Origin of the sequence: Microcoleus sp. A2-C3, assembly GCF_036706065.1 — a bacterium.
Classification (GTDB): domain Bacteria; phylum Cyanobacteriota; class Cyanobacteriia; order Cyanobacteriales; family Microcoleaceae; genus Microcoleus.
In genome coordinates, this window is the sequence record NZ_JAUBVX010000013.1 from 75,195 (window position 1) to 95,405 (window position 20,211).

At 43.3% G+C, this 20,211-nt stretch carries 19 protein-coding genes; 6 read left to right on the plus strand and 13 right to left on the minus strand.

Translation table 11 applies throughout. The annotated features are described in order from the left end of the window. The first annotated feature begins 204 nt into the window (after window positions 1–204). Window positions 205–4,065, plus strand: a complete 3,861-nt coding sequence (locus QUB66_RS09905) for a WD40 repeat domain-containing protein (protein WP_332971231.1) — start codon at window positions 205–207, stop codon at window positions 4,063–4,065. A 187-nt stretch (window positions 4,066–4,252) separates the two neighbouring features. Next, on the plus strand, window positions 4,253–4,375 hold the full coding sequence (locus QUB66_RS09910) for a hypothetical protein (protein WP_332967459.1): 123 nt from the start codon (window positions 4,253–4,255) through the stop codon (window positions 4,373–4,375). Between the two features lie 393 nt (window positions 4,376–4,768). Here the strand turns inward: QUB66_RS09910 and xseB are convergent, their stop codons facing one another. Together xseB and xseA are read right to left on the minus strand one after the other, a co-directional pair. Next, complete coding sequence (xseB, locus tag QUB66_RS09915; protein ID WP_265237410.1) at window positions 4,769–4,996, minus strand: exodeoxyribonuclease VII small subunit; 228 nt, start codon at window positions 4,994–4,996, stop codon at window positions 4,769–4,771. 5 nt (window positions 4,997–5,001) lie between these two features. Continuing rightward, window positions 5,002–6,162 (minus strand): exodeoxyribonuclease VII large subunit, encoded by a 1,161-nt coding sequence (gene xseA, locus QUB66_RS09920; RefSeq protein WP_332967460.1) that lies wholly within the window; start codon window positions 6,160–6,162, stop codon window positions 5,002–5,004. A 109-nt stretch (window positions 6,163–6,271) separates the two neighbouring features. Between xseA and QUB66_RS09925 the strand changes: the two genes are divergently transcribed. Beyond that, window positions 6,272–7,000, plus strand: coding sequence for a hypothetical protein (locus QUB66_RS09925; RefSeq protein ID WP_265237406.1), 729 nt, complete (start codon window positions 6,272–6,274; stop codon window positions 6,998–7,000). 131 nt (window positions 7,001–7,131) lie between these two features. On the opposite strand, the gene gmk is transcribed toward QUB66_RS09925, so the two are convergent. The 6 genes from gmk to QUB66_RS09955 form a co-directional block, all read right to left on the minus strand. After that, window positions 7,132–7,695 (minus strand): guanylate kinase, encoded by a 564-nt coding sequence (gmk, locus tag QUB66_RS09930; protein WP_265237404.1) that lies wholly within the window; start codon window positions 7,693–7,695, stop codon window positions 7,132–7,134. Window positions 7,696–7,773: 78 nt separating this feature from the next. Next, window positions 7,774–8,040 carry an extracellular matrix/biofilm regulator RemA gene (gene remA / locus QUB66_RS09935; RefSeq protein WP_265237402.1) on the minus strand — a complete coding sequence of 89 codons (267 nt, stop codon included), beginning with the start codon at window positions 8,038–8,040 and terminating at the stop codon, window positions 7,774–7,776. Between the two features lie 602 nt (window positions 8,041–8,642). Then, a complete protein-coding gene (locus QUB66_RS09940) occupies window positions 8,643–8,978 on the minus strand; it encodes a type II toxin-antitoxin system PemK/MazF family toxin (protein WP_265237400.1) in 336 nt (111 codons plus the stop codon). A 5-nt stretch (window positions 8,979–8,983) separates the two neighbouring features. Further along, window positions 8,984–9,199, minus strand: a complete 216-nt coding sequence (locus tag QUB66_RS09945) for a hypothetical protein (RefSeq protein ID WP_265237398.1) — start codon at window positions 9,197–9,199, stop codon at window positions 8,984–8,986. Window positions 9,200–9,330: 131 nt separating this feature from the next. After that, on the minus strand, window positions 9,331–11,433 hold the full coding sequence (locus tag QUB66_RS09950) for a M3 family metallopeptidase (RefSeq protein WP_332967464.1): 2,103 nt from the start codon (window positions 11,431–11,433) through the stop codon (window positions 9,331–9,333). Between the two features lie 302 nt (window positions 11,434–11,735). After that, on the minus strand, window positions 11,736–12,566 hold the full coding sequence (locus QUB66_RS09955; RefSeq protein ID WP_332967466.1) for a hypothetical protein: 831 nt from the start codon (window positions 12,564–12,566) through the stop codon (window positions 11,736–11,738). Window positions 12,567–12,693: 127 nt separating this feature from the next. Between QUB66_RS09955 and QUB66_RS09960 the strand changes: the two genes are divergently transcribed. Next, complete coding sequence (locus QUB66_RS09960; RefSeq protein ID WP_332967467.1) at window positions 12,694–12,897, plus strand: hypothetical protein; 204 nt, start codon at window positions 12,694–12,696, stop codon at window positions 12,895–12,897. A 97-nt stretch (window positions 12,898–12,994) separates the two neighbouring features. Continuing rightward, on the plus strand, window positions 12,995–13,129 hold the full coding sequence (locus QUB66_RS09965) for a hypothetical protein (protein ID WP_332967469.1): 135 nt from the start codon (window positions 12,995–12,997) through the stop codon (window positions 13,127–13,129). Between the two features lie 107 nt (window positions 13,130–13,236). Here the strand turns inward: QUB66_RS09965 and QUB66_RS09970 are convergent, their stop codons facing one another. The 3 genes from QUB66_RS09970 to QUB66_RS09980 form a co-directional block, all read right to left on the minus strand. Further along, entirely contained in the window at window positions 13,237–13,530 is a 294-nt protein-coding gene (locus QUB66_RS09970; protein ID WP_332967470.1) for a TIGR03792 family protein, read from the minus strand. A 136-nt stretch (window positions 13,531–13,666) separates the two neighbouring features. Continuing rightward, window positions 13,667–15,877 carry a PAS domain-containing sensor histidine kinase gene (locus QUB66_RS09975; protein ID WP_332967471.1) on the minus strand — a complete coding sequence of 737 codons (2,211 nt, stop codon included), beginning with the start codon at window positions 15,875–15,877 and terminating at the stop codon, window positions 13,667–13,669. A 179-nt stretch (window positions 15,878–16,056) separates the two neighbouring features. Next, the gene (locus QUB66_RS09980) at window positions 16,057–17,439 is read right to left on the minus strand and encodes an RNA-guided endonuclease InsQ/TnpB family protein (protein ID WP_332967473.1); all 1,383 of its coding nucleotides are present in this window, start codon (window positions 17,437–17,439) and stop codon (window positions 16,057–16,059) included. Window positions 17,440–17,506: 67 nt separating this feature from the next. On the opposite strand from QUB66_RS09980, the gene tnpA reads away from it, so the two are divergent. Continuing rightward, window positions 17,507–17,920: an IS200/IS605 family transposase gene (gene tnpA / locus QUB66_RS09985; protein ID WP_265238742.1), complete on the plus strand. Its 414-nt coding sequence runs from the start codon at window positions 17,507–17,509 to the stop codon at window positions 17,918–17,920. A 264-nt stretch (window positions 17,921–18,184) separates the two neighbouring features. On the opposite strand, the gene QUB66_RS09990 is transcribed toward tnpA, so the two are convergent. Together QUB66_RS09990 and QUB66_RS09995 are read right to left on the minus strand one after the other, a co-directional pair. Next, entirely contained in the window at window positions 18,185–19,393 is a 1,209-nt protein-coding gene (locus QUB66_RS09990; RefSeq protein ID WP_332967475.1) for an AAA family ATPase, read from the minus strand. Window positions 19,394–19,464: 71 nt separating this feature from the next. Further along, window positions 19,465–20,010: an RNA 2'-phosphotransferase gene (locus QUB66_RS09995; protein ID WP_332967476.1), complete on the minus strand. Its 546-nt coding sequence runs from the start codon at window positions 20,008–20,010 to the stop codon at window positions 19,465–19,467. Between the last annotated feature and the right edge of the window lie 201 nt (window positions 20,011–20,211).

Genomic DNA, 20,211 nt, shown 5'->3' on the forward strand with positions numbered 1-20,211 from the left:
CGCCCCCACCCAACCGATATGTCCGATATGTCATTGCGAGCTCTTAGTGAAGCAATCGCCGGGATTCTGGGATTGTTTCGCGAGCTCGTAATGACATTGTTGTTTGGACTCTGGGATGGCGACGCACACCGAACAATGATAGATAATGTTGTTGAGTGCGATCGACCAAAAAAGCAGAAATTTAATAATTGGGAGAAAAATAAAATGTCTAAAGGAATTGAAGAAGTTAAGAAGCAGTTATCTAGTCAAAATGAGCAAGAAAGACTCGCTGCTTTATCAAAAACTCTCAATTATGGTCAACCAGGTTTAGAACTATTGATTGAACAATCAATCAAAGATAACTCCGATCGAGTTAAACAATTGGCCTACAGAGTTTTCCGTGGTGATAATTCTTATTTGAGGGAAAATACACCCGAAAACTTAACAACTTGCCCAACAGATGTTATTACGTGTCTAGCAATAAGTCCAGGCAATACTATTTTAGTAGGAGGGAGTTGGAAAAAATTTTGGGTATGGGATTTGCAAACAGGGGCACTGATTCGTAGTATTGAAGGACATTCGCACTGGGTGTTGTCTGTGGCTATTAGTCCGGGTGGAAGTATATTAGTTAGCGGAGGTGCAGATAAAACTATTAAGGTATGGAATTTAAAAACAGGGCAGGTTATTCGGACGCTCAATGGTCATTCTAGTTGGATTACTGCTGTTGCTATCGCTGCTGACGGCAAAATTGTTAGCGGTAGCGCAGATAAAACCATCAAAATATGGGAGTTAAATACCGGCAAGCTAAGTAAAACCATAAAAAATGAAAAGGAACTATTTTGTGTTTTGAGCTTATGTATTAGCCATGATGGAAAAGTTATCGCTTGTGGAAGCACTAATAATAAAATTACATTATGGAATTTAGAGGGCGGTCAACTCATACGCAGTATTGAAGGACATTCCGCTTGGATTCAATCTTTAAGTATTACTTCAGGCAACACAACCTTAATTAGTGGAAGTCGTGATGGGGTTATCAAATTTTGGCAATCCAAAACTGAAGAAGTGTCTTCAAATCAATCAGCTTCTGTTTTGGGGAAAGGTTTAGTAGATGTAGCAGCTACTGTAGCGGGATTTTCATTAGGAGGGCCTATAGCTGTAGGGGCTTGGGTTTTAGGTAGAGTTATTGTTGGCGCATTAGATAATAAAGATTTGTCTACGTTACCTCTTCTAAATTTAGAATGCACCAATACTTACTCTCACAATCAATCAATTAATTCTCTAGCTTATCATGTAAATCAAAATATACTTGTAGTAGGCTTTTCCAAAAACATTAAAATATTTGATTTGCGAGATAATTATAATAAAATCATCTATAATTTACCAGAAGATCCTGGTTTTATTAGCTCTGTAGCAATGAGCTCTAATGGAAAAACTCTGGCTGTTGCAGGTAAAGATTGGGTAACATTGTTGGAGGCAAAAACCGGAAAACCACTTCATGCTATTAAAGGATGTTCTTATCCTAAACTAAGCAAAATTGTTATTTATGAAATTTTCCAAAGACTATTTTGTGGTCAAGAGCAGCATTTTACTGTTAAAGGTTTAGACCAGAATAATAGAGAGATGAACCTGAACGAGCAAAATATTACCTGGGAAACTACTGGCGGTAAAATCGAACAGGGTTTATTTACAGCAGGTCAAATAGAAGGAAGATTTGAAGTCAAAGCAAAGATAGGCATTTTTGATACTTCTGTCAATATTACTATTATTGAGCATCCTATAATCACTCAGCTTTATATTACTCCTTCTAGTATTACTTTAGAGTTTGGTAAAACGCAAAAATTCACAGCACAAGTTTTAGATCAACGCAGTAATCCCATGCAGGAAACTGTATTATGGGAAGTAAGCGGAGGTGGAAGCCTTGACCAAAATGGCAATTTTATAGCTGGAAGCAAGCAAGGTGAATTTGAAATCATAGCTTCAGTCGGTTCAATTATTCGAGTTATTCCAATTACGATTATTGAACCTCCGAGACTAGCAGAACTAATTATTATATCTTCAAGACCTCAATTAGAGTTTGGTCAGAAATTTAATTTTCAAGTTAAGGGAGTCGATCAGTATGGTAACAATATACAAACGGGAGAAATTAGTTGGTCAGTAAGTAGTGGCGGTGGAACGATTGACAAAAATGGCAAGTTTGTAGCTGGAAATAATCAAGATAACTTTGCAATTATAGCTTCTGTCAGTTCAATTCGTCGAGTTATCCCAATTAGGATTATTGCACCTCCGAAGTTAGCAGAACTAATTATTACATCCTCAACATCTCAATTAGAGTTTGGGCACAGTTTTCAGTTTCGAGTAAAAGGTGAGGATCAGTATGGTGACAACATAAATATTGGACAAATAACCTGGAGTACAACGGGCGGGTCAATTCTGAATAATGGAATGTTCCGCGCTAGTTATCAAGAAGAGAAAATAACTGTTACTGCCACTCTGGGTGAAATCAGTATTTCTGCCGATGTCACTGTAGTTGAACCGCCAAAACTAACGACATTATTAATTTCACCAAAGGAAGTAAAGATAGAGCCTGGACAACATCAAAAATTCCAGCTTCAGGGTTTAGATGAGTGGGATCGTGACATCGCAATTGGGCCGATAGTTTGGCAAGCAACAGGTGGTACGATTGACCAAAATGGCTATTTTATAGCTGACATAAATGCTAAAGGTAAGTTTAGAGTAACTGTTACTTCCACGGAATACAATATCAGTACCTTTGCTGATATTACAGTGATTGCTGTATTGAGAGAATTATCTATTTTTCCCAATGAAGTAGCACTTAAACCTGAAGAAAGTTTCACTTTTGATGTTATAGGATTTGATCAACAAGATGAACCAATACAGATTCATCAAGTATATTGGCAATGTACTCAAGGGGGAATAATTAACGGCAATGGAACTTTTATAGGAGGTTATGAAAAGCGTGAAGTTACGGTTAATGCTACAGTCGAACGCATTACTCAATCAGTTAAAGTTACGTTGCTCCCTGTTTTAAGACGATTAGAGATTTCTCCTCAAAAAGTAGTAAAGCTCAAGCCTGATGAATGCCAAAAATTTACAGCACTAGGCTTAGACCAATATGGCAATCGAATAGATACTAGAAAAATCTCTTGGGAAACAACAGGTGGCAAAATTGACCAAAACGGTAATTTTACTGCTGGTCACAATGCTAAAGGTACATTTAAGGTAACAGCTAATGTTACTGAAATATCGGCATCTGGGGTAAGGGCTAAACTCTTAATCTTGGGAATATACATGAGGCTTTTATATCGTGTATTTTCATTTGTTAATTCTACCCCAAGTAATTTCATCCTCAAGTCGGCTGTCGAGCTTATAAAAAGTAATTTTACCACTGGTCAACAAACAGAACAAGCAGAAAATACAGAAACAGATTTTACAAATGAAGAAACCGAGATCCTTGGTTTTGATATAGAAGCGTGGTTACAGAAAAACATCTTTAAGATTGTCGCTCGGATTCTAGACTTTGCGGGTCAACTATTTATTAATGCAGCTAAGATTAGTGCTTCTGTTGAAGTTATTGTAGTTCCTGTATTGAGACGATTAGAAATTTATCCTAAAGAAGTACAACTTAAGCTTAATCATAATTTAACTTTTACTGCTAGAGGATTTGATCAGCAAGGGGCTCTGATTATGCCTGGGAATATCATCTGGCGTGCAACCGGTGGCAATATAAATTCAGATGGTCAATTTATAGCTGGAAAAAGTATCGGTCAAGTTACAATAACTGCCAATTTGGGAGAGATTTATGATTCTGCATTTATAAATGTATTAACATCTCTACTTGATCCCAGGCCTATAAATAAAATTGATACGGATGATGAACAAGATGATGAACAAGATAATGATTTTATTGATCCCGATATCTTCAGATGTAACTCTATAGTGTTAAAGGATTATTATGATTACGATAAATTTTTTCCGAATAAAATCGAGGAGTGGTTTTACAGAAGCCAGCTTTTTTACTACGATGGTTATAGTATTAATGATGTACTCGATGGTTATACTATTTAATGATGTACTCGATAATGATGATTATTATTTAAATTAGATGGATGCTAGGAACTTTTTCTAGTATCTAATGGAGGAATAAGTTTTAAGTGATGAATAAAATACCATTAACAGAGTAAACTAACTAAGGTTTTTCATTTAAAATACTTGGCAAACAGTTAATCACTAATGTGATAATATACCGTCCGGGATGACTACAGCAGACACTCGCCCACAAACTATGCAGCCAATCCAAATTACCACATTCCAAGCTTTGCGGCGCAGCTTGGGGCTAATCATCCAAGCCGCACCAATTGAACTTTTGCTGATTTGATTTATTGGTCGGGGTTCATTTGTCAGGGTTTGCATTGAGTTGGTGGGTGGGGATAAGAAACCGGGTTTTTTCGGAGTTTTTGGGTTGGTTGCGAGGGTTGTGGAAAAAACCAGGTTTCTGGGGTGGTTGTGGGGGATAAGAAACCGGGTTTTTTCGGGGTTTTTGGGTTGTTGCGAGGGTTGTGGAAAAAACCAGGTTTCTGGGTTGGTTGTGGGGGATAAGAAACCGGGTTTTTTCGGAGTTTTTGGGTTGTAGCGAGGATTGTGGAAAAAACCAGGTTTCTGGGGTGGTTGTGGGGGCTAAGAAACCGGGTTTTTTCGGGGTTTTTGGGTTGTAGCGAGGGTTGTGGAAAAAACCAGGTTTCTGGGGTGGTTGCGATTAAAATTAGAAGGATTAAAAATCGGGTGTCTGGGCTAAAAGCCCGATCGCCAAATCCATCTGATCCTTCCCCCGCGCCAGAAAACCTTCGCACTCCTGCAAACACTCGACAGCCACCGCAAACTGCTCAAAAACCTCCTCTAGTGGCAATTCTCCAGATTCCACCCGATCGATAATCGCTTCTATGCGATCGACCGTTTCCTCATAATTCCAGTCAGACTGGCGCAACTTCGACTTAACCATAGCATTTATTCTGCATCCAAAACTTCCACAATCTTAACCTTGAGCACACCCCGACTCAACCTCACAGTCAACTCCTCTCCCAATTCTAAACCGTCAGTTTGGCGGACAATCCTACCGTCAGCTTGCATTACCGCCGCATAACCCCTTTCCAAAACCGCCGCCGGATTTAGGGCTGCTAACTTTTCTTGCAATATTTCCAGTTTACCAGTTCTTTGCCGCAAAGTTCGCGAGGTCGCAGGCAACCGTTTTAGTCGGTTTTGTAACAGTTGCAAATGCTCTGATTCTGTCTGAAATCTGGCTTTTACAACACTTGCTAAATTTAGCATTCTTTGCTGGTGTTCCGAGTAAATCTCTGCTAAAATTGGTACAGCTTGGGCCGCTGCGGCTGTCGGAGTGTGGGCTCGTTGATCTGCTACTAAATCGGCGAGAGATTCGTCTCTTTCGTGTCCGATTCCTGTAATAATTGGAATTGCACAATTGGCGATCGCCCTTACCACTCTTTCATCATTAAAACAAGCCAAATCTTCCGCAGAACCGCCGCCCCGTCCTAAAATTATCACATCAGCCCTACCGTCCAATTCTACCAGGGCGATCGCCCTAGCAATCGCAGCCGGAGCCAAATCTCCCTGCACCAAAGTCGGCGACAGCAACACCCGCAAACCCGGATATCTCTGCGCTAGAGTGCGCTGAATGTCCCCCCACGCAGCAGCGCTATCCGATGTCACTACCGCCACAATTTGCGGGTGTGCGGGAATCGGGCGCTTTCTGGCGGGATCGAAGAAACCCTCGGCTTCCAAGCGCGATCGCAATTGCTGTAACCGCAAAGCCTCCAATCCTTCCCCAGCCGGTAGCGATTGCACAACTGTCAACTGGTACTCGCCGCGATTTTTGTACACCCGGATGCTTCCGAAAACCAGCAATTGCTCACCTTTTACGGGCATTTGCACCAATTTTTGCCGCTGAGAATTCCACACCACGCAGCGAATTGCAGCGCTTTTGTCGGGATCGCAGAGAGTGAAAAAGCAGCCGCTGGCGTGTTGGGAAACGTTGGACACCTCGCCGATTAGCCAAACCGATCGCAGTTGGCGATCGCCCTCCAGCAACTCTTGCAGGTATGATGTTAGTCCGCCCACCGATAACGTTGTCTCAGGAAAAATTGCATTCATTGATAGTCCTAATTCCAGAAACCTAGGTTACTATGTTTAAGGTAATTTATTTGTAGGTCGATCGAGCGATCGTATATTAACTGCAAACAAACTAATGATATCAGATACAATGACTTCAATCAATATGCTGCGCCAAGAGGCTGCGGCGATCGGCATTACTGATGCCGAAGCCAGAAAATATGGCGATCTTCGGCATAAAAGAACTTGGTCTTTGGCGATCGAACATCACCTCTCGATGCAAGATTTTGCTGATAACATAGAATCATCCTTTACAACTTCAGATCCCGATTCTAACAGCGCACTCAACCACTCTCAGACTACGGAACCCAAAGACTATGGTATTCAGCTAACGGCGAATCTGGGCGAATCTGGAGTCAAAATTGAGAACAAAACAGCATCTCATGCTTCGCCCCAACCGCCAGGAAGTGCGATCGGGCAGCCCAACAATTCCTACCACCGCAGCAACCACAACCAAAGTTTTAAACAAGTAGTTCAAAACCATATTAAAGCCTTAACAATTGCATCAGCATCCCGCACAAATCAACTCAATTTACAACTCAGCAATTGGGTTTGTCCTGAGTGCGGATCAGATGGCGAATTGGGTTGTCACCTTTGCGCCGGATCAGGCTATGTAGGAGACATTGCAGCTATTGGATGGACGCTAGCTTATATGGAAATGTTGGGCTGTCCTGCTCGCGAAATCGAACCGTTGAGGAAAACTTTCCCCGCGTCGGAGACTCTGGAATTGAATTTAAAAGCTTGTGTTGCTATTAAAAAAAGTACCGAGGTTTTAGCCAGAACCGAGAAATGGTTGATTCAGTTGACAGTTGACAGTTGACAGCACTTGACTTGGAATTAAGAGGATTGGATTAATGAATAGTGTTTTTTTAATTTCTCCCTAAAATGGTTCCGGCTTTCAACCAATTCTTTCTGGTAATTAGTAGTTGGTAATGTCAAATTGTCAGCACCTCATTTTCCACAACTAACAAACAATACCGATTCTAGTCCTTTCAAAGCAACTTCCAAATCATCATTAACAACTTGGAAATCAAATTCGCCCGCAGCTTCAATTTCCTGTTTAGCCCGCAGTAACCGACGGGCGATCGCACTTTCGGAATCTTGACCCCTACTCCGCAGCCTGCGCTCCAATTCTTCCCAAGATGGAGGTAAAATAAACAGTCGCAAAGCCTCTGGAAACTTATTTCTAATTTGCCTTGCTCCTTCGAGTTCAATTTCTAGGATTACCCATTTTCCCTCACCGATGCCCTGTTTGAGAGCAAAATATGGAGTACCGTAAAGATTGCCGGCAAACTCGGCCCATTCTGCTAACTCGTCAGCCTCAACCATTTGTTCAAAACGGCTGCGGCTGACAAAATAGTAGTGTTGTCCCTCAATTTCTCCCTCGCGGGGTTCACGAGTTGTCACCGATACCGAAATATCCAATTCGGGATGGCGGTTGAGGAGCGATCGCACTAGGGTGCCTTTCCCCACACCGCTAGGCCCAGTCAGAACAATTAATTTACCGGATTTCATTTTTAGAAGAGAAACGTGTCAGAATTTAAGTTTTCGCTTACTCTAGACTGTAAGTGCTCAAATTGCAACTGACAAACCTCAATCATCCCGACTTTGACCGTCTTTGTTGATGACAAAACGATTAGCCACCGTTTCCGGCTGAATCGCCGAGAGGATGACATGACTCGAATCTGTAATAATTACCGCTCTCGTGCGGCGGCCGTAGGTAGCATCAACCAGTTGTCCCCGCTCCCGCGCATCAGTAATTATACGCTTAATTGGCGCTGACTCAGGACTGACAATGGCAATCACTCGGTTAGCCGACACAATATTACCAAAACCGATATTAATTAATTGAATATCCATGAAAATTTTAAATTTTGGGTGAACGAGTAACTATCAATCCTTACTTATTATCATATATATCAAGGTTTTTTGACAAATTGAAAATTATTCATAACTCAATTTTTTGGTTTTTACTATCTTTTTTTCTATTTTTTGAGTTCTATTCCGCCAGTCTTTATCAAAACTTTAAAAAAGTAGCGCTGTTGACCGCTGATATTAAAGATTCGGTAAAGTCCGGGATTTTTAGTTGCCAATAAAAGCCTTAACTGTATCGAAAAAACAGCCCATAAATGTTGCAAAATATAAAGTTAATTCCTGGTTGAGTGAAAGTTAAGTATAATCACTGATAAATTACATAAATATTTGCAAAGGGCAGTTTATACTGACAGTATTAACACTGATGCTGCTTTGATGAGCCTTCAACCTAAGCTACAACCGGCGGGCGATCGCCTACGGGATAGCTACGCCGCGCGTACATCATCCCCAATTTTGCACAAAAAGATTGGGGATTATGTGTAAAACTACAGATGTTTCTTGCATGATGTTCTACAATTAGTCCATCCTGTTACTTGATGGCGGAATCCTTGAGGCAATTCACGCTACCGAAAAAACGGTGAATCAGGCTAATTCAACTCTGCAAAAGCTAGTTTTACGCACGCACAAATATCTTTCCAATCACGATCTGATAGATGCCCAATCCGAACCAAGTTAGCAGACGGCGGTAGAGTGACGATGAAGCTGCGGAAAACGGATGCAACCCGTAAACCTGCTGCGGCCCAATCCTGAATAGTACAGTCTGTAGCCCCTAGATCCATCGTTTGAGTGGTTATAAGTCCGACTATGACATCGGGACGAGTTGCTTGATAAGTTGCTGACGAGAGAACCACAGCAGGACGGCGTTTAATACCCGTCACACCGGGAAAATCTACTGTGACTACTTCACCGGGATTGAATGTCACGCTTGTTAATCCTGGCTTTCAGGGAAAAGCATAGCTGCGTACTGTAAAGAGAAGCTTGTTATATCGGTTCGATCGTCCTCAGTCCAAGTATCGCTTCGATCGATAACCGACACATTTTTCTCAACTAAATCGTTGAGTATAAGATTCGCTAAGCGCAAACGTTCCGTCAGCGACAGATTGCGGACAACTTCAGTATAAATTTCTTGAGCAGTCGTTGGCATAGTACAACCTCCTGTCCCTTATCTTAACCTGAATCAGCCGTTTTGTGCAGCGAGGCGAAGTAAATTCAGCTAAAAACAGGGATTAATGCAGATAAATTAACCCGCATTAATCCCGATTTTTACACAATTAATTAAGCCGCAACTAAACCGCTGTGTCTCAACAAAGCTTTAGTGCTCGGTTCGCGTCCCCGGAAAGTTTTAAACACTTCCATCGGGTGCAAACTGCCGCCCAATCCTAACACTGTATCTCGGAAGCGTTTACCTGTAGAGGCGATCGCACTTTCATCTTCCAAACCCGCCTCCTCAAACGCCCCAAAAGCATCAGCACTAAGGACTTCCGCCCATTTATAACTGTAATAGCCCGCCGCATAACCGCCCGCAAAAATGTGTCCAAAAGCGCACAAAAATGCGTCTCCTTCCAGAGGAGGCAAAACAGTCGTAGTTTTAGCGATGCGCTTGCGAACATCCGCCACAGTTTCGCTGCCGCCCGATCGATAGCGGTGGTGCAATTCGATGTCAACACTGCTAAGATGTACTTGCCTGAGCATGGCGCTACCGCTCATGTAGTGGCGCGCTGCTAGCAGTTTTTGGTAATAGTGTTCCGGCAAAGTTTCCCCAGTTTGGTAATGCTTTGCCATCCCGAACAAAGTCGCGCGGTCATAACACCAATTCTCCATAAATTGACTGGGCAATTCCACTGCATCCCATTCAACATTATTGATGCCAGAAGCTCCCGGATAGTCTACCGTTGTCAGCATATGCTGCAAACCGTGACCGAATTCGTGAAATAAAGTTTCTACTTCCAAGAAAGTCATTAAACTCGGTTTGTCGTCAACCGGAGGACTTTGGTTGCACACCAAATAAGCCACCGGCAACCGCGTTGTTGTCTTTCCCGCTTCCACAAATTTAGCGCGTACTACACACTCATTCATCCAAGCACCGCCGCGCTTTTCTTCCGGGCGGCTGTAGGGGTCTAAATAAAAATTGGCGATCGCATTTCCGGCTTCATCATCTATTCTGAAATAGCGCACACTTTCGTGCCAGACAGGAGCTTGACCGTCCGCCGCCGTTACTCTCACGCCGAACAACCGCTTTACCAATCCAAATAATCCGTCCAATACCTGCGGCAAAGCAAAATAAGGACGCAATTCTTCGGCACTAAAAGCAAACTTTTCCTCCCGCTGCCTTTCCGACCAAAAACCAATATCCCAGTGCTTCAAATCCCCAGCTTCCGCAGCGCCTTTGGCGGCAGCAAAAGCTTTCAATTCTTCTAAATCTTTGACAGCAGCATTGTAACTAGCTAAGCGCAATTCTTCTAACAAAGCTTCCACTGCTGCAACATCGGGAGCCATTTTGCTCGCCAAGCTCAATTCGGCATAACTGCTAAATCCCAGTAAAGCTGCTTTTTCGTGGCGCAGTGCTAAAATGCGATCGGTCAAAGGCCAGTTATTCAATTCTCCGCTACTTGCTCTGCCAATCAAAGCTTTGTACAACTTTTCGCGCAACTCCCGACGGGTACTGTGCTGCATGAAAGGGCCGTAACTCGGAAAGTCTAAAGTAATCCGCCAAGGGCCGTTTTCAGCATCCGCATTTTCTGCACCCGCAGCGCGAGCGGCTTGAGCTGCTAAACTCAACAAACTCGGCGGTAAACCATCAATTTCATCTTTGTTGGTGAGGGTGATGCTGAAAGCTTTGGTAGCGTCGAGGACGTGATTGGAAAATTGCGTAGTAATTTCGGCCATTTCTAATTGAATGGCATTGAAACGCTCTTTTTGCTCGCCTTCTAAACCAACGCCGGAAAGTTCAGCATCTCGAAGGGCAGCTTCGACAATTCGCTGTTGAGCTGACTCTAAGCTGTCCCAGTTTTTGTTAGCCCGTAGCGCTTTAAAAGCTTCATAAAGCGGTTTGCTTTGACTGAGCTTGCTCCAAAATTTTACTACTTCCGGCTGCACTGTTTCGTGTGCCGATCGCAATTCCGGGCTATTTTTCACACCCATCAAATGTCCGACAATGCTCCAAGTCCAATTTAAGCGCTCTCCGAGCAGTTGCAGCGGTTCTACTAAGCCGCTCCAAGTCGGCTCAACAGACGCTTCTAAGCTAGCTAGCGAGGCTTCTAGTTCGGTCAGCAGTTGGGTAACGGCGGGGACTACGTGTGAGGATGCGATCGCGTCAAACGGTGGCAATCCTTTGCCAATTAGTAATGGGTTATCAGTAACAGTTACGGTTGCGGTCATTTAATTTTCTTGTAACAGGTTGAAAACAGGTGAACTAGACAGATTACCTTTTCAATTTGTAACACAGTTGTCCAAGAAATTGGACTCCAGCCGGGAGAGGGGGAGAAGGGGAGAAGGGGAGAGGGGGAGAAGGGGAGAAGGGGAGAGGGGGAGAAGGGGAGAGGGGGAGAAGGAGAAAATATTCCTTCTGATTGATGACTAATGACTAATGACTAATGACCAATGACTAATGACCAATGACCAATGACCAATGACTAATGACAACTGCCAACTATCAACTATCAACTGCCAACTGCCAACTGTCAACTATCTTGTGTGTGCTGCAACTCCTTGACAACCGAGATTAAGCGCTTGAGATGAGGTTTAACAACTTCTTGCTGCTCGTGTTCCAAACGATGAATTTGAGCTTGAACTACAGACAAATCTGGAGTCGATTGGTGCGCCGGAGCTTGCACTTGACTTTGCAGATTAGCCATGACTTTCTGGATTTCCAAAAATCGAGTATTTACTAATTCCCAGTCGTCTCTGGTGAGTGCAGTTTCTGTCAAGCATTGTGTCGCGCTTTGCAGTTGTTCTATCGCCTGTTCCACAGCTTCGAGATTTGTTGGTTTGCCCACCGATAAATCTTGCAGTTGTTCGCTCACTTGCTGGCGGACATCGAGGACAGCAGATGCCACGATTTCTTGCAAAGAAGCTACCGACTCTCCCAAACTCAGCAACTGCCGCTCGATGTCGATAGACTCCTCAAAACCTTCATTCCTGGGAAGTGCAGCCATTTGCTGGCGCAGCGCTGCAATATCTCCAGACAACTGCTTTCGCAATTTAACAATTACCGTCACCGCCGTTTTTTCGACCTTATTTACAGACTTTTGGACTTGGGCAATTTCCGAAGTTTGATGAACTCGTACTTGTTGCTCGAACCGATACCGATTAGCCACATTCAGCGACAAAGCCAAGGTGAGGGGAGCCACCCCGTAAAAAGCTTGACCAGACACTGCTACCGCCAGGGAACCTAAACCAGAGGCCGCCAGAGAGGCGTACTCTGCCACCTCCAGCCAGTGTCTTTGAGGAAAACTTTGCCTCAAGTGGTTTCTAACAGAGGGGTTTGGCTTCCGCACGACTCTTTGGGTCATAGTATTTTCTCGTTGATAAGGTTGCGAGACAGGGTGGAGCATCGATTTATATCCTGGTTTCAGTTATATGTTTTAAATTATTTCCGCGCACTCTTCTATTTTTACCTGATTGCTAAGTAAGTTAAGGATGACTGACACATTATTATGTATTTGGGAGCTGTCTTGCTGTCGCCCACAATTCCCGCTGTTAAAAGCTGAACCCCAAGCCGCCCTCTATTTTACATCACGCGGGCGCGATCGACTTCGGGCGATCGACAGTAGCTACGACGGCGAACCATCTCTCATCCGATTTTATCTTTTATATTTTAGATTTAAAAATGCGACTTCCTGACGGATACTGCGGTTTGGAGCTTAGGGGAGTTGCATTTTTGTTCGCGCACTGCTATAATCTACGTCTTCTCAAGTTTATTACAAAAATTGTTCAACCAATGAAGTCAGAAAAACCCGAAAATGCCGATCGGCTAAAGTCTATTTTCAGTATCACAATCTTTATCATTCTCGCCCTAGCAGTAGGCTTTTTAAGCGTGAATTTTATTTATGCTCTCTATGCAAAATTTGCTTAAAATAACTAAATTAGTCATTAGTCATTGGTCATTAGTTCATCCCGTACATTGCTTGTTGCCGAACTTCCCTCTTCCCTCTTCCCTCTTCCTTCTTCCTTCAAAAATAACTAATGCAAAAACTTGCGGACTTGATATTCGCGACTTTCGGTGATCGGCATTTGCAAATCACCCATTTTGGCATCCAACTCATCTATAATATTTTGAGGGACAGACTTCCACAACTCCCTAGTTTCCCAACGAATAAACATCACCACCTCATTTTCCACTGAATCCACCCAAACTTTTTTACCCAAAAAACCGGGGAAACTTCTTAATCCAGTAGTCCAAACTTCTTCATCTCGCAGAATAAACTGTTCCCATTTTTCGGGAGGTACTTTAAATCTCAGCCACTCAATTACCATCTTAGTTTTTTCTGTTATAACTCAATTGATTTGACATTTTAGATATTGTACAGTGCGTCAGGTGAAAATCATTAGTCTGTGATCGTCACATTCAGTCCTGACGCACCCTACTGCGAACAGTTTTGGCTGAGATCAATTAATCATTACCGATCGCAATTTTAACTATCAACTCAGTTCCCTGTCCCGGACGAGAAACACAGTGCAACTCACCGCCGTGCTTTTCTACTACCAAATGCTGGGAGATTGCCAATCCCAAACCTGTGCTCGTCTCCGGACATTTAGTGGTAAATAAAGGGTCAAAGATGCAGCCGAGAACTTCTTCCGTCATCCCCGGGCCGTTGTCGCTAATGGCGATCGCAACTTCGCTTGAACTTACCAAAAACGTCCTAATCCGAATTTCGGGATTGAATATTTCAGTTTCCGAGCCGCCCTCAGACAACAAAGACTGACTTTGGATTTTACCACACCTTTGGGGATTTCTCCCTCCTTCCTCCAAAGCGTCGATCGCATTTGTCAACAAGTGCATGAACACTTGATTTAACTGTCCCGGATAGCAGCGGACTCGCGGCAAATCCCCGTATTCCTTAACTAGAGAAATCCCTGGGCGTCCCCCTTTAGCTTGCAGGCGATTTTGCAAGATCAGCACAGTGCTGTCCAAACCTTCGTGGATATCCGCAGGCTTCATTTGGGCTGCGTCGGTACGCGAGAACAAGCGGAGCGATCGCACAACATCCCGAATCCTTTGGGAACCTACTTTCATTGAATTTAGCAGTTTTGGCAAGTCTTTTTTGATGAAATCTAAGTCTAAGTCTTCCATCCAATCTTGAATTTCTGCCACCGGATCGGGATAATGCTTTTGGTAAAGCTCGATTGACTTCAAAAGTTCTTGAATGTAGCCCGTGGCGTGGCTGACATTCCCGGAAATAAAACTAACTGGATTGTTAATTTCGTGCGCTATTCCTGCTACCAACTGCCCCAAACTAGACATTTTTTCAGTTTGGATAAGTTGAGTTTGAGTTCGCTGCAAAACTAACAAAGTTTGCTCTAATTTTGCCGCTTGCTGCCGCAGGCGTTCTTCCGATTCTTGCAAAGCCAAAAGAGACTGTTTGCTTTCTGTAATGTCCAATCCCACAAAGACTGCCGCCGTGCTTTTTTGATATTTTTGAGCTACAATTAAATAAGTTTTATTTTCTCCTCTGATGCTCGCTGTTACTTCTTGAGATGTCTTCTTTTGAGCGCTGGCAAAAAAATCGTAGACTAAATCGTTAAATTTAGGGCTTGTATCTAAAAAACCAACTTTCTGACCAGAAAATATTTCGGCCGGCATTTGGTAAGCATTAGCTAAATGTCGGTTTACTCCCAAGTAGCGCAAATCGGAACTTACCCAAGAAACTAATCCGGGTACGGCATCCAAGACGGCTTGAAGTTGCTCTTTTGCTTCTAAAAGTGCTGATTCGGCAGCGACACGAGCGGAAATGTCTCGGGCGATCGCGCAGCAGTATTCACAGCCGCCGTATTCTAAATAATTGACTTTAACTTCGACGGGAAAACAGGCACCGTTTCGGGTTTTGTAAGTTGTTTTAAAAGTGAAGTTGCTTTGCTGTTTTAGTTTCTCCCAGCGTTCCTGCCAATTCGATACTGACAACTGCGAATCGATGTCGCTAACTGTCAGGTTGAGCAGTTCCGATTCTGAGTAACCAAACACATTACAAGCAGCTTTATTTGCATAGCAAATTTTACCGTCGGCACTGGTAAAAAAAACTGTATCCGCAGCATTGTCGAGGGCAATTGGAGTTAGTTGCCGTTTGATTTCTAACTGCGGGCTTTTGAGATTTGAGATAAATTTATTGTAGCAATTTGTTTGGGCGAGTTCCTCAGCTATCTTTTCGGTAAACAGGATCAAACCGCCGATCGCACCTTCACTATTTTTCCACGGCAAAAATACCCATTTTACCCGCCCGCTGCCACAGGCTTCGATTTGTTCTGCTTCACATACGGGCGATCGCCCTACCACCACAAACTCGCTGTATTCCAAAACTCCCGCCAAAATGGCGCGAGCATTTTCCTGCCAATATTCCGGGAGATTCGGGAACAGTTCCCCATGATACCCGCCTCTTGCCTGGCCACCACCGAGTCCGCAATCGATTTCCCAGCGATGGGAAACCGACAGATAGCGCATTTCACAATCTACCATTGCCACGGCGTCGGCGGAGCGCTCCACCAATCGCCGCAATCGGTCTTTACTCTCGGACACGGCTGCCTCTGGGGGGTGTTGGTGGGCGATCGGGATTGTCCCGTCGGCGTACCTCCCCAGTCGAATTTCTTGTTTAACTGGCTTAGTTTGCACGGTTTGGGATTTCCTCCATAGCTGTCAAGTTTGAAAAAATTTGTTTCACACCAAAAATGCTCTTCCCCTGATTCGCTGTTTAGGGTTACACCCTTAGAGGGTCTCACCCATCAGTAATATCATTTTTCACGGGATGTGTCCATAGGTAGTGACATACTCCTACATTAAACCGAGTACGGTTATAATGTAGGCTTCTTTGCAGCCCGATGAAGGGTATGCAAAATTTCCTTCGTGGTACTTTCATCCATAGTTCCTACTACAGAAATTTTCCCACTACGGCGTTTTATACTGGGAAAAATGTCCAATCCCAGTCTTTTTAGGTTAATCGCGGCATTAAGATCACGGTCAACCATCAAAGATTCCTGTTCATCCCAATAGTCTCTGATACTACAATCGGTGAAAATTATTTCATCTCGATAACACAGAACCATTGAAGTATAAGCAGGATTTTTAGAAATAACAACTGCCCCAGCTTTTAAGGCTATGTAGTTCAGTGTCGTAAAAAAGTTGCCAAATGCAGCGTCAGACCAAGACTTATTTAATCCGGATTTTGCCGATTGACCGTTCGGAAGAAAAGTCCCATCATCAGAATGTTGAGGCTTGTTTCGCGCCTTCAAGCCTTTCAGGTTCAAGTCCTCATGAAAGAAGACTTTTTTTCCAGTTCTCACTAGCTTATGAGCGGTTTTGTAGTGAAAATCTTTTCTTGACCTAGCAATGCGTTGATGTTGCCTAGCTTCACGTTTTGCTAGTTTGCGACGAGACTTAGAGCCACTTTTCCGTTTATTCCGCTTAGTTGAAATCCGGTCTAGAGAGGCTTGATTCTTACGAAGCGGCTTGAAGGATGACAGTTTCTCGCCATCTGATGTTGCGAGATAAACATCTTTATGTAAAACAGCATCTAATCCCAACGAATTGTCCCAAGTTGGAACAATTATATCCTGACATTGGATTGGTACATTCACGTCTTCTAGGACAAATTGAATGAACCAACCATCAGCCTTTTTGGTGACACAGACTTGTTTGACAATAAATCCGTCTGGGATAGGACGGTGCATTCTGACCTTAACAACTCCCAATTTTGGAAGTCGCAAATATAGCCAGTTCTTGCGAGTTAGTTTAATCCAGCTATTATTGGCAGTAGCAAAAGTCATAGTTCTGAAGCTAGCTTCAGACTTAAATCGTGGTCTACCCGACTTACAACCATTGCTGTCGCCCATAACAAAGCACTCAAATGCCTTGTCAACACGCTTTGATACGTCTTGTAGAATTGTCGAGTCCACCCCTAAAAAGTCCAACAATTCACCACTGTGGAATACTTTTACCAAGTCTTTTTTAATAATTGGTAGTTGTTTCTTTTGGGTATAATAGTTGGGCTTTTCTCGGACAGGAGCAATGCTACTAACTAGCGGACAAGCATTTATGCTTGCTCTGTTCATCGACCACCAGTCAAATCTGTCTCCCAACTGGCGATTATACCAATAACGGCAAATCCTTAGCCACTCATTTAACGAGAGCCTCTGCTTAGTGTCGGGATACATTTTGTACTGGTACGTCGTTTGCACTATCGTTTTGGGATATTAGCCTAACTTGGTGTTAGCATATCATCAATGCCTATTCAGTGTCAATGTCGTGAACAAAGATTTTATCCGCAAGGCAAGGGGAGTCTCAGCACTCAAATGCCATTTGGTGTTAACTACAAAGTATCGAAGGAAAGTCCTGACAGACTTAATGCTGACAAGGCTTGAGTCGATATTTAGGGATTTAATGGAAAAATGGGAAGGAAAGTTGATAGAATTTAACGGAGAGAGCGACCACGTTCATTTGCTGTTGCAGTACAACCCGCAGACAGAACCAAGTAAATTGATCAACAACTTAAAAACTGTTTCTAGTCGGTACTTGAGAAAAGAGTTTGCCGCTGAAATTAACCAAGTATATTGGAAAGAAGTATTTTGGACAAATGGTTATTTCATCGCTTCTTGTGGTGGCGTGACTGTTGAACAATTGAAAAAATACATCAATGAGCAAGATCGACCCACAGAATAAAGAGTTCGCTCGTCTCGTCATCCACCCGCTCACTGCTCAACGCTTACACCGTGTGAGATTGCTCTTCGGGTGGAATCCTCATCTCACCGCGTTTTTCATCCCACACTAACCTTTGATCGGTATAGTGTGGGGATTCCCACCTGTTTAGCTAAATAAATTGTTCCCGAAAGTTTGATATTCAGGAAACTTCCTAATAATTATTCAATATTTGAGGTGGTGCAGTCCGTGCGATAGCCTAGATTGCTTGAGACTCTAAGATCTCACTCAAACAAATTTGTGCGTAAATTCACTGGTAAAATCCACTCTCCCCTTCCGTAACATTGCAGGATCTAATCTTTCAATCGTGTTGCAAGTTAACAAAACTACGAGTTTTTGCTGAAATTGAATCCCGTGTTCGTCCATGACGCTTTGATACAGAGTTCCATCCAGCAAACTCAAAATATGTTCAGTTTTGTTAGTGCGTTGGGCCACTGCGGTCGATCGATCTTGAGCCAAATTATCAGCCTCATTTATAATAATGCAAATCCGCTCCAAATAACTCGGCGGCACAAAATTTTCCACAGCATCATGATCCAAGATAAAAATCACATAACCCAGCGGTACTAAAATCTCCTTTGCTACCGCTTGAGTCCAAGCAGTTTTGCCAGTCCCCGGTTCACCACTAACCAAAACAGCCAACTGATTTTGGTCGAGAATTGCCTGCTGAACAGTATCCGTAAAACTTTGAACTTCCGCAGAAAAAGTCCGAATAGGGAACTGACTGTGAACCTGTCCAACGCGGCTTTTGTACCCGCTGAGAATCACCGCTAAATTGTAAGTAGCCTTGCTAACCAGCGGCGCAATATCTTTGCAAATCAGAGTGTAGCAGCGCCGCCCCCTGTCGTAACTGTCAATTTGCAGCCAACAGCCACATTGAGTCCAATAAGCATAAACAGTACCCAAAACTTCCAAGCGTTCCCAGCTAACAAATCGTTCCGGCGGATAAGAAAAATGTCGTTCCATAAAAGACTGAGTAATCGCATCCGGTTTCCCCAGCAAATCTAGAACTTTAAAAACAGTAATCTCTTGGAGTTTATTCAGAACGTAGTCGATGGGAATACTAGCGCGACTCACCAATTGAACAACAGGCGTTTCGGTAACTAAAACATCTTTGTAGCGGTAATCCGGGTAAACTGGCTGCGGAGTAATGTAATCCCAAAATTCGTCGATTTCGTAGCGAGTATTTTCCGAGAATACATTTAAGATATTCGCCCACCAGGTATATTGATGTCGTCCCATTGCATCGGCAATATCGCTAGCTGCATCTAAACTTTTTTGAGCAAGTTCTACGGGGTCGCTAGACGCTAAGTGCAGCAGGTGTTCCCAATCAAATTGACGGTAGAGAGGTCGCCAGCCTGAGCCAAGCAGCCCTCGATTTTGAGGATTGTTTTGATTGAAATTGTTGTCGCGACCGCCCATATTTTCCGCACTCATATTGTCAAATTCCTACTTACTTTTGTTTTGAATATTTCGCGTATTTTTTTTTCACAAGAATACTGAATTGATCAACTTATTTTTAGATAATTGGGTGGCACAAAATCTACCAGCCAAACTTTGTTATCCGAGCAGTAAAATGTATGGCTGTCACGCTGCATTGCTGCGGCATCTACGGTAAAGACTGCCGGGATGCCGTGTCTTGCACCTACTTTACGAGCTGTCTGAATGTCCGCCGACAAATGAACGTGATGCCGTGACATTTTGTTAATTCCTTGACTGAGAATAGACTCGACGGCAGTGCTACCTGTTCCGTGATACAAAATATCTGGGGTGACAGCGGGTTCTAACTGCAAATCAACATCTACGCTGTGTCCTTGGTTGGCACGAATTAGAGTGCCTGTCGAATCGAAGGAAAAGCGCTGTTTGTCGTTTTGCGCGACTACTTGTTTGAGTTCTGCAAGCTGAACAGGGAAGTTATTTTTTTGGCAGGCATTGAGGAGTTCGTTAACAGAAACCCAGCCCCCCGGCGCGAGTTGAATGTTGATGCGTGAGGGCGCATGGCGCAGGTGTTTGCTGAGATATCTGCTGATTTTGATTAATCGTGAATCGTTCATAATTTTACTTGATTGAGTGCCTTAATAATTCGGCTGCTCTCTTATTATATGGCATAATACATTTATATTACAAAATATTTACAGCGGTGTCAAGATGTAGAATAAAAGAATTTAACAGAAGGTGCGATCGATCGCAAGAGCGCGACTGTATGAGTCTAAACTAGCAAATTATTTGGGAAGTATGCAGAATTTTTTGAATCT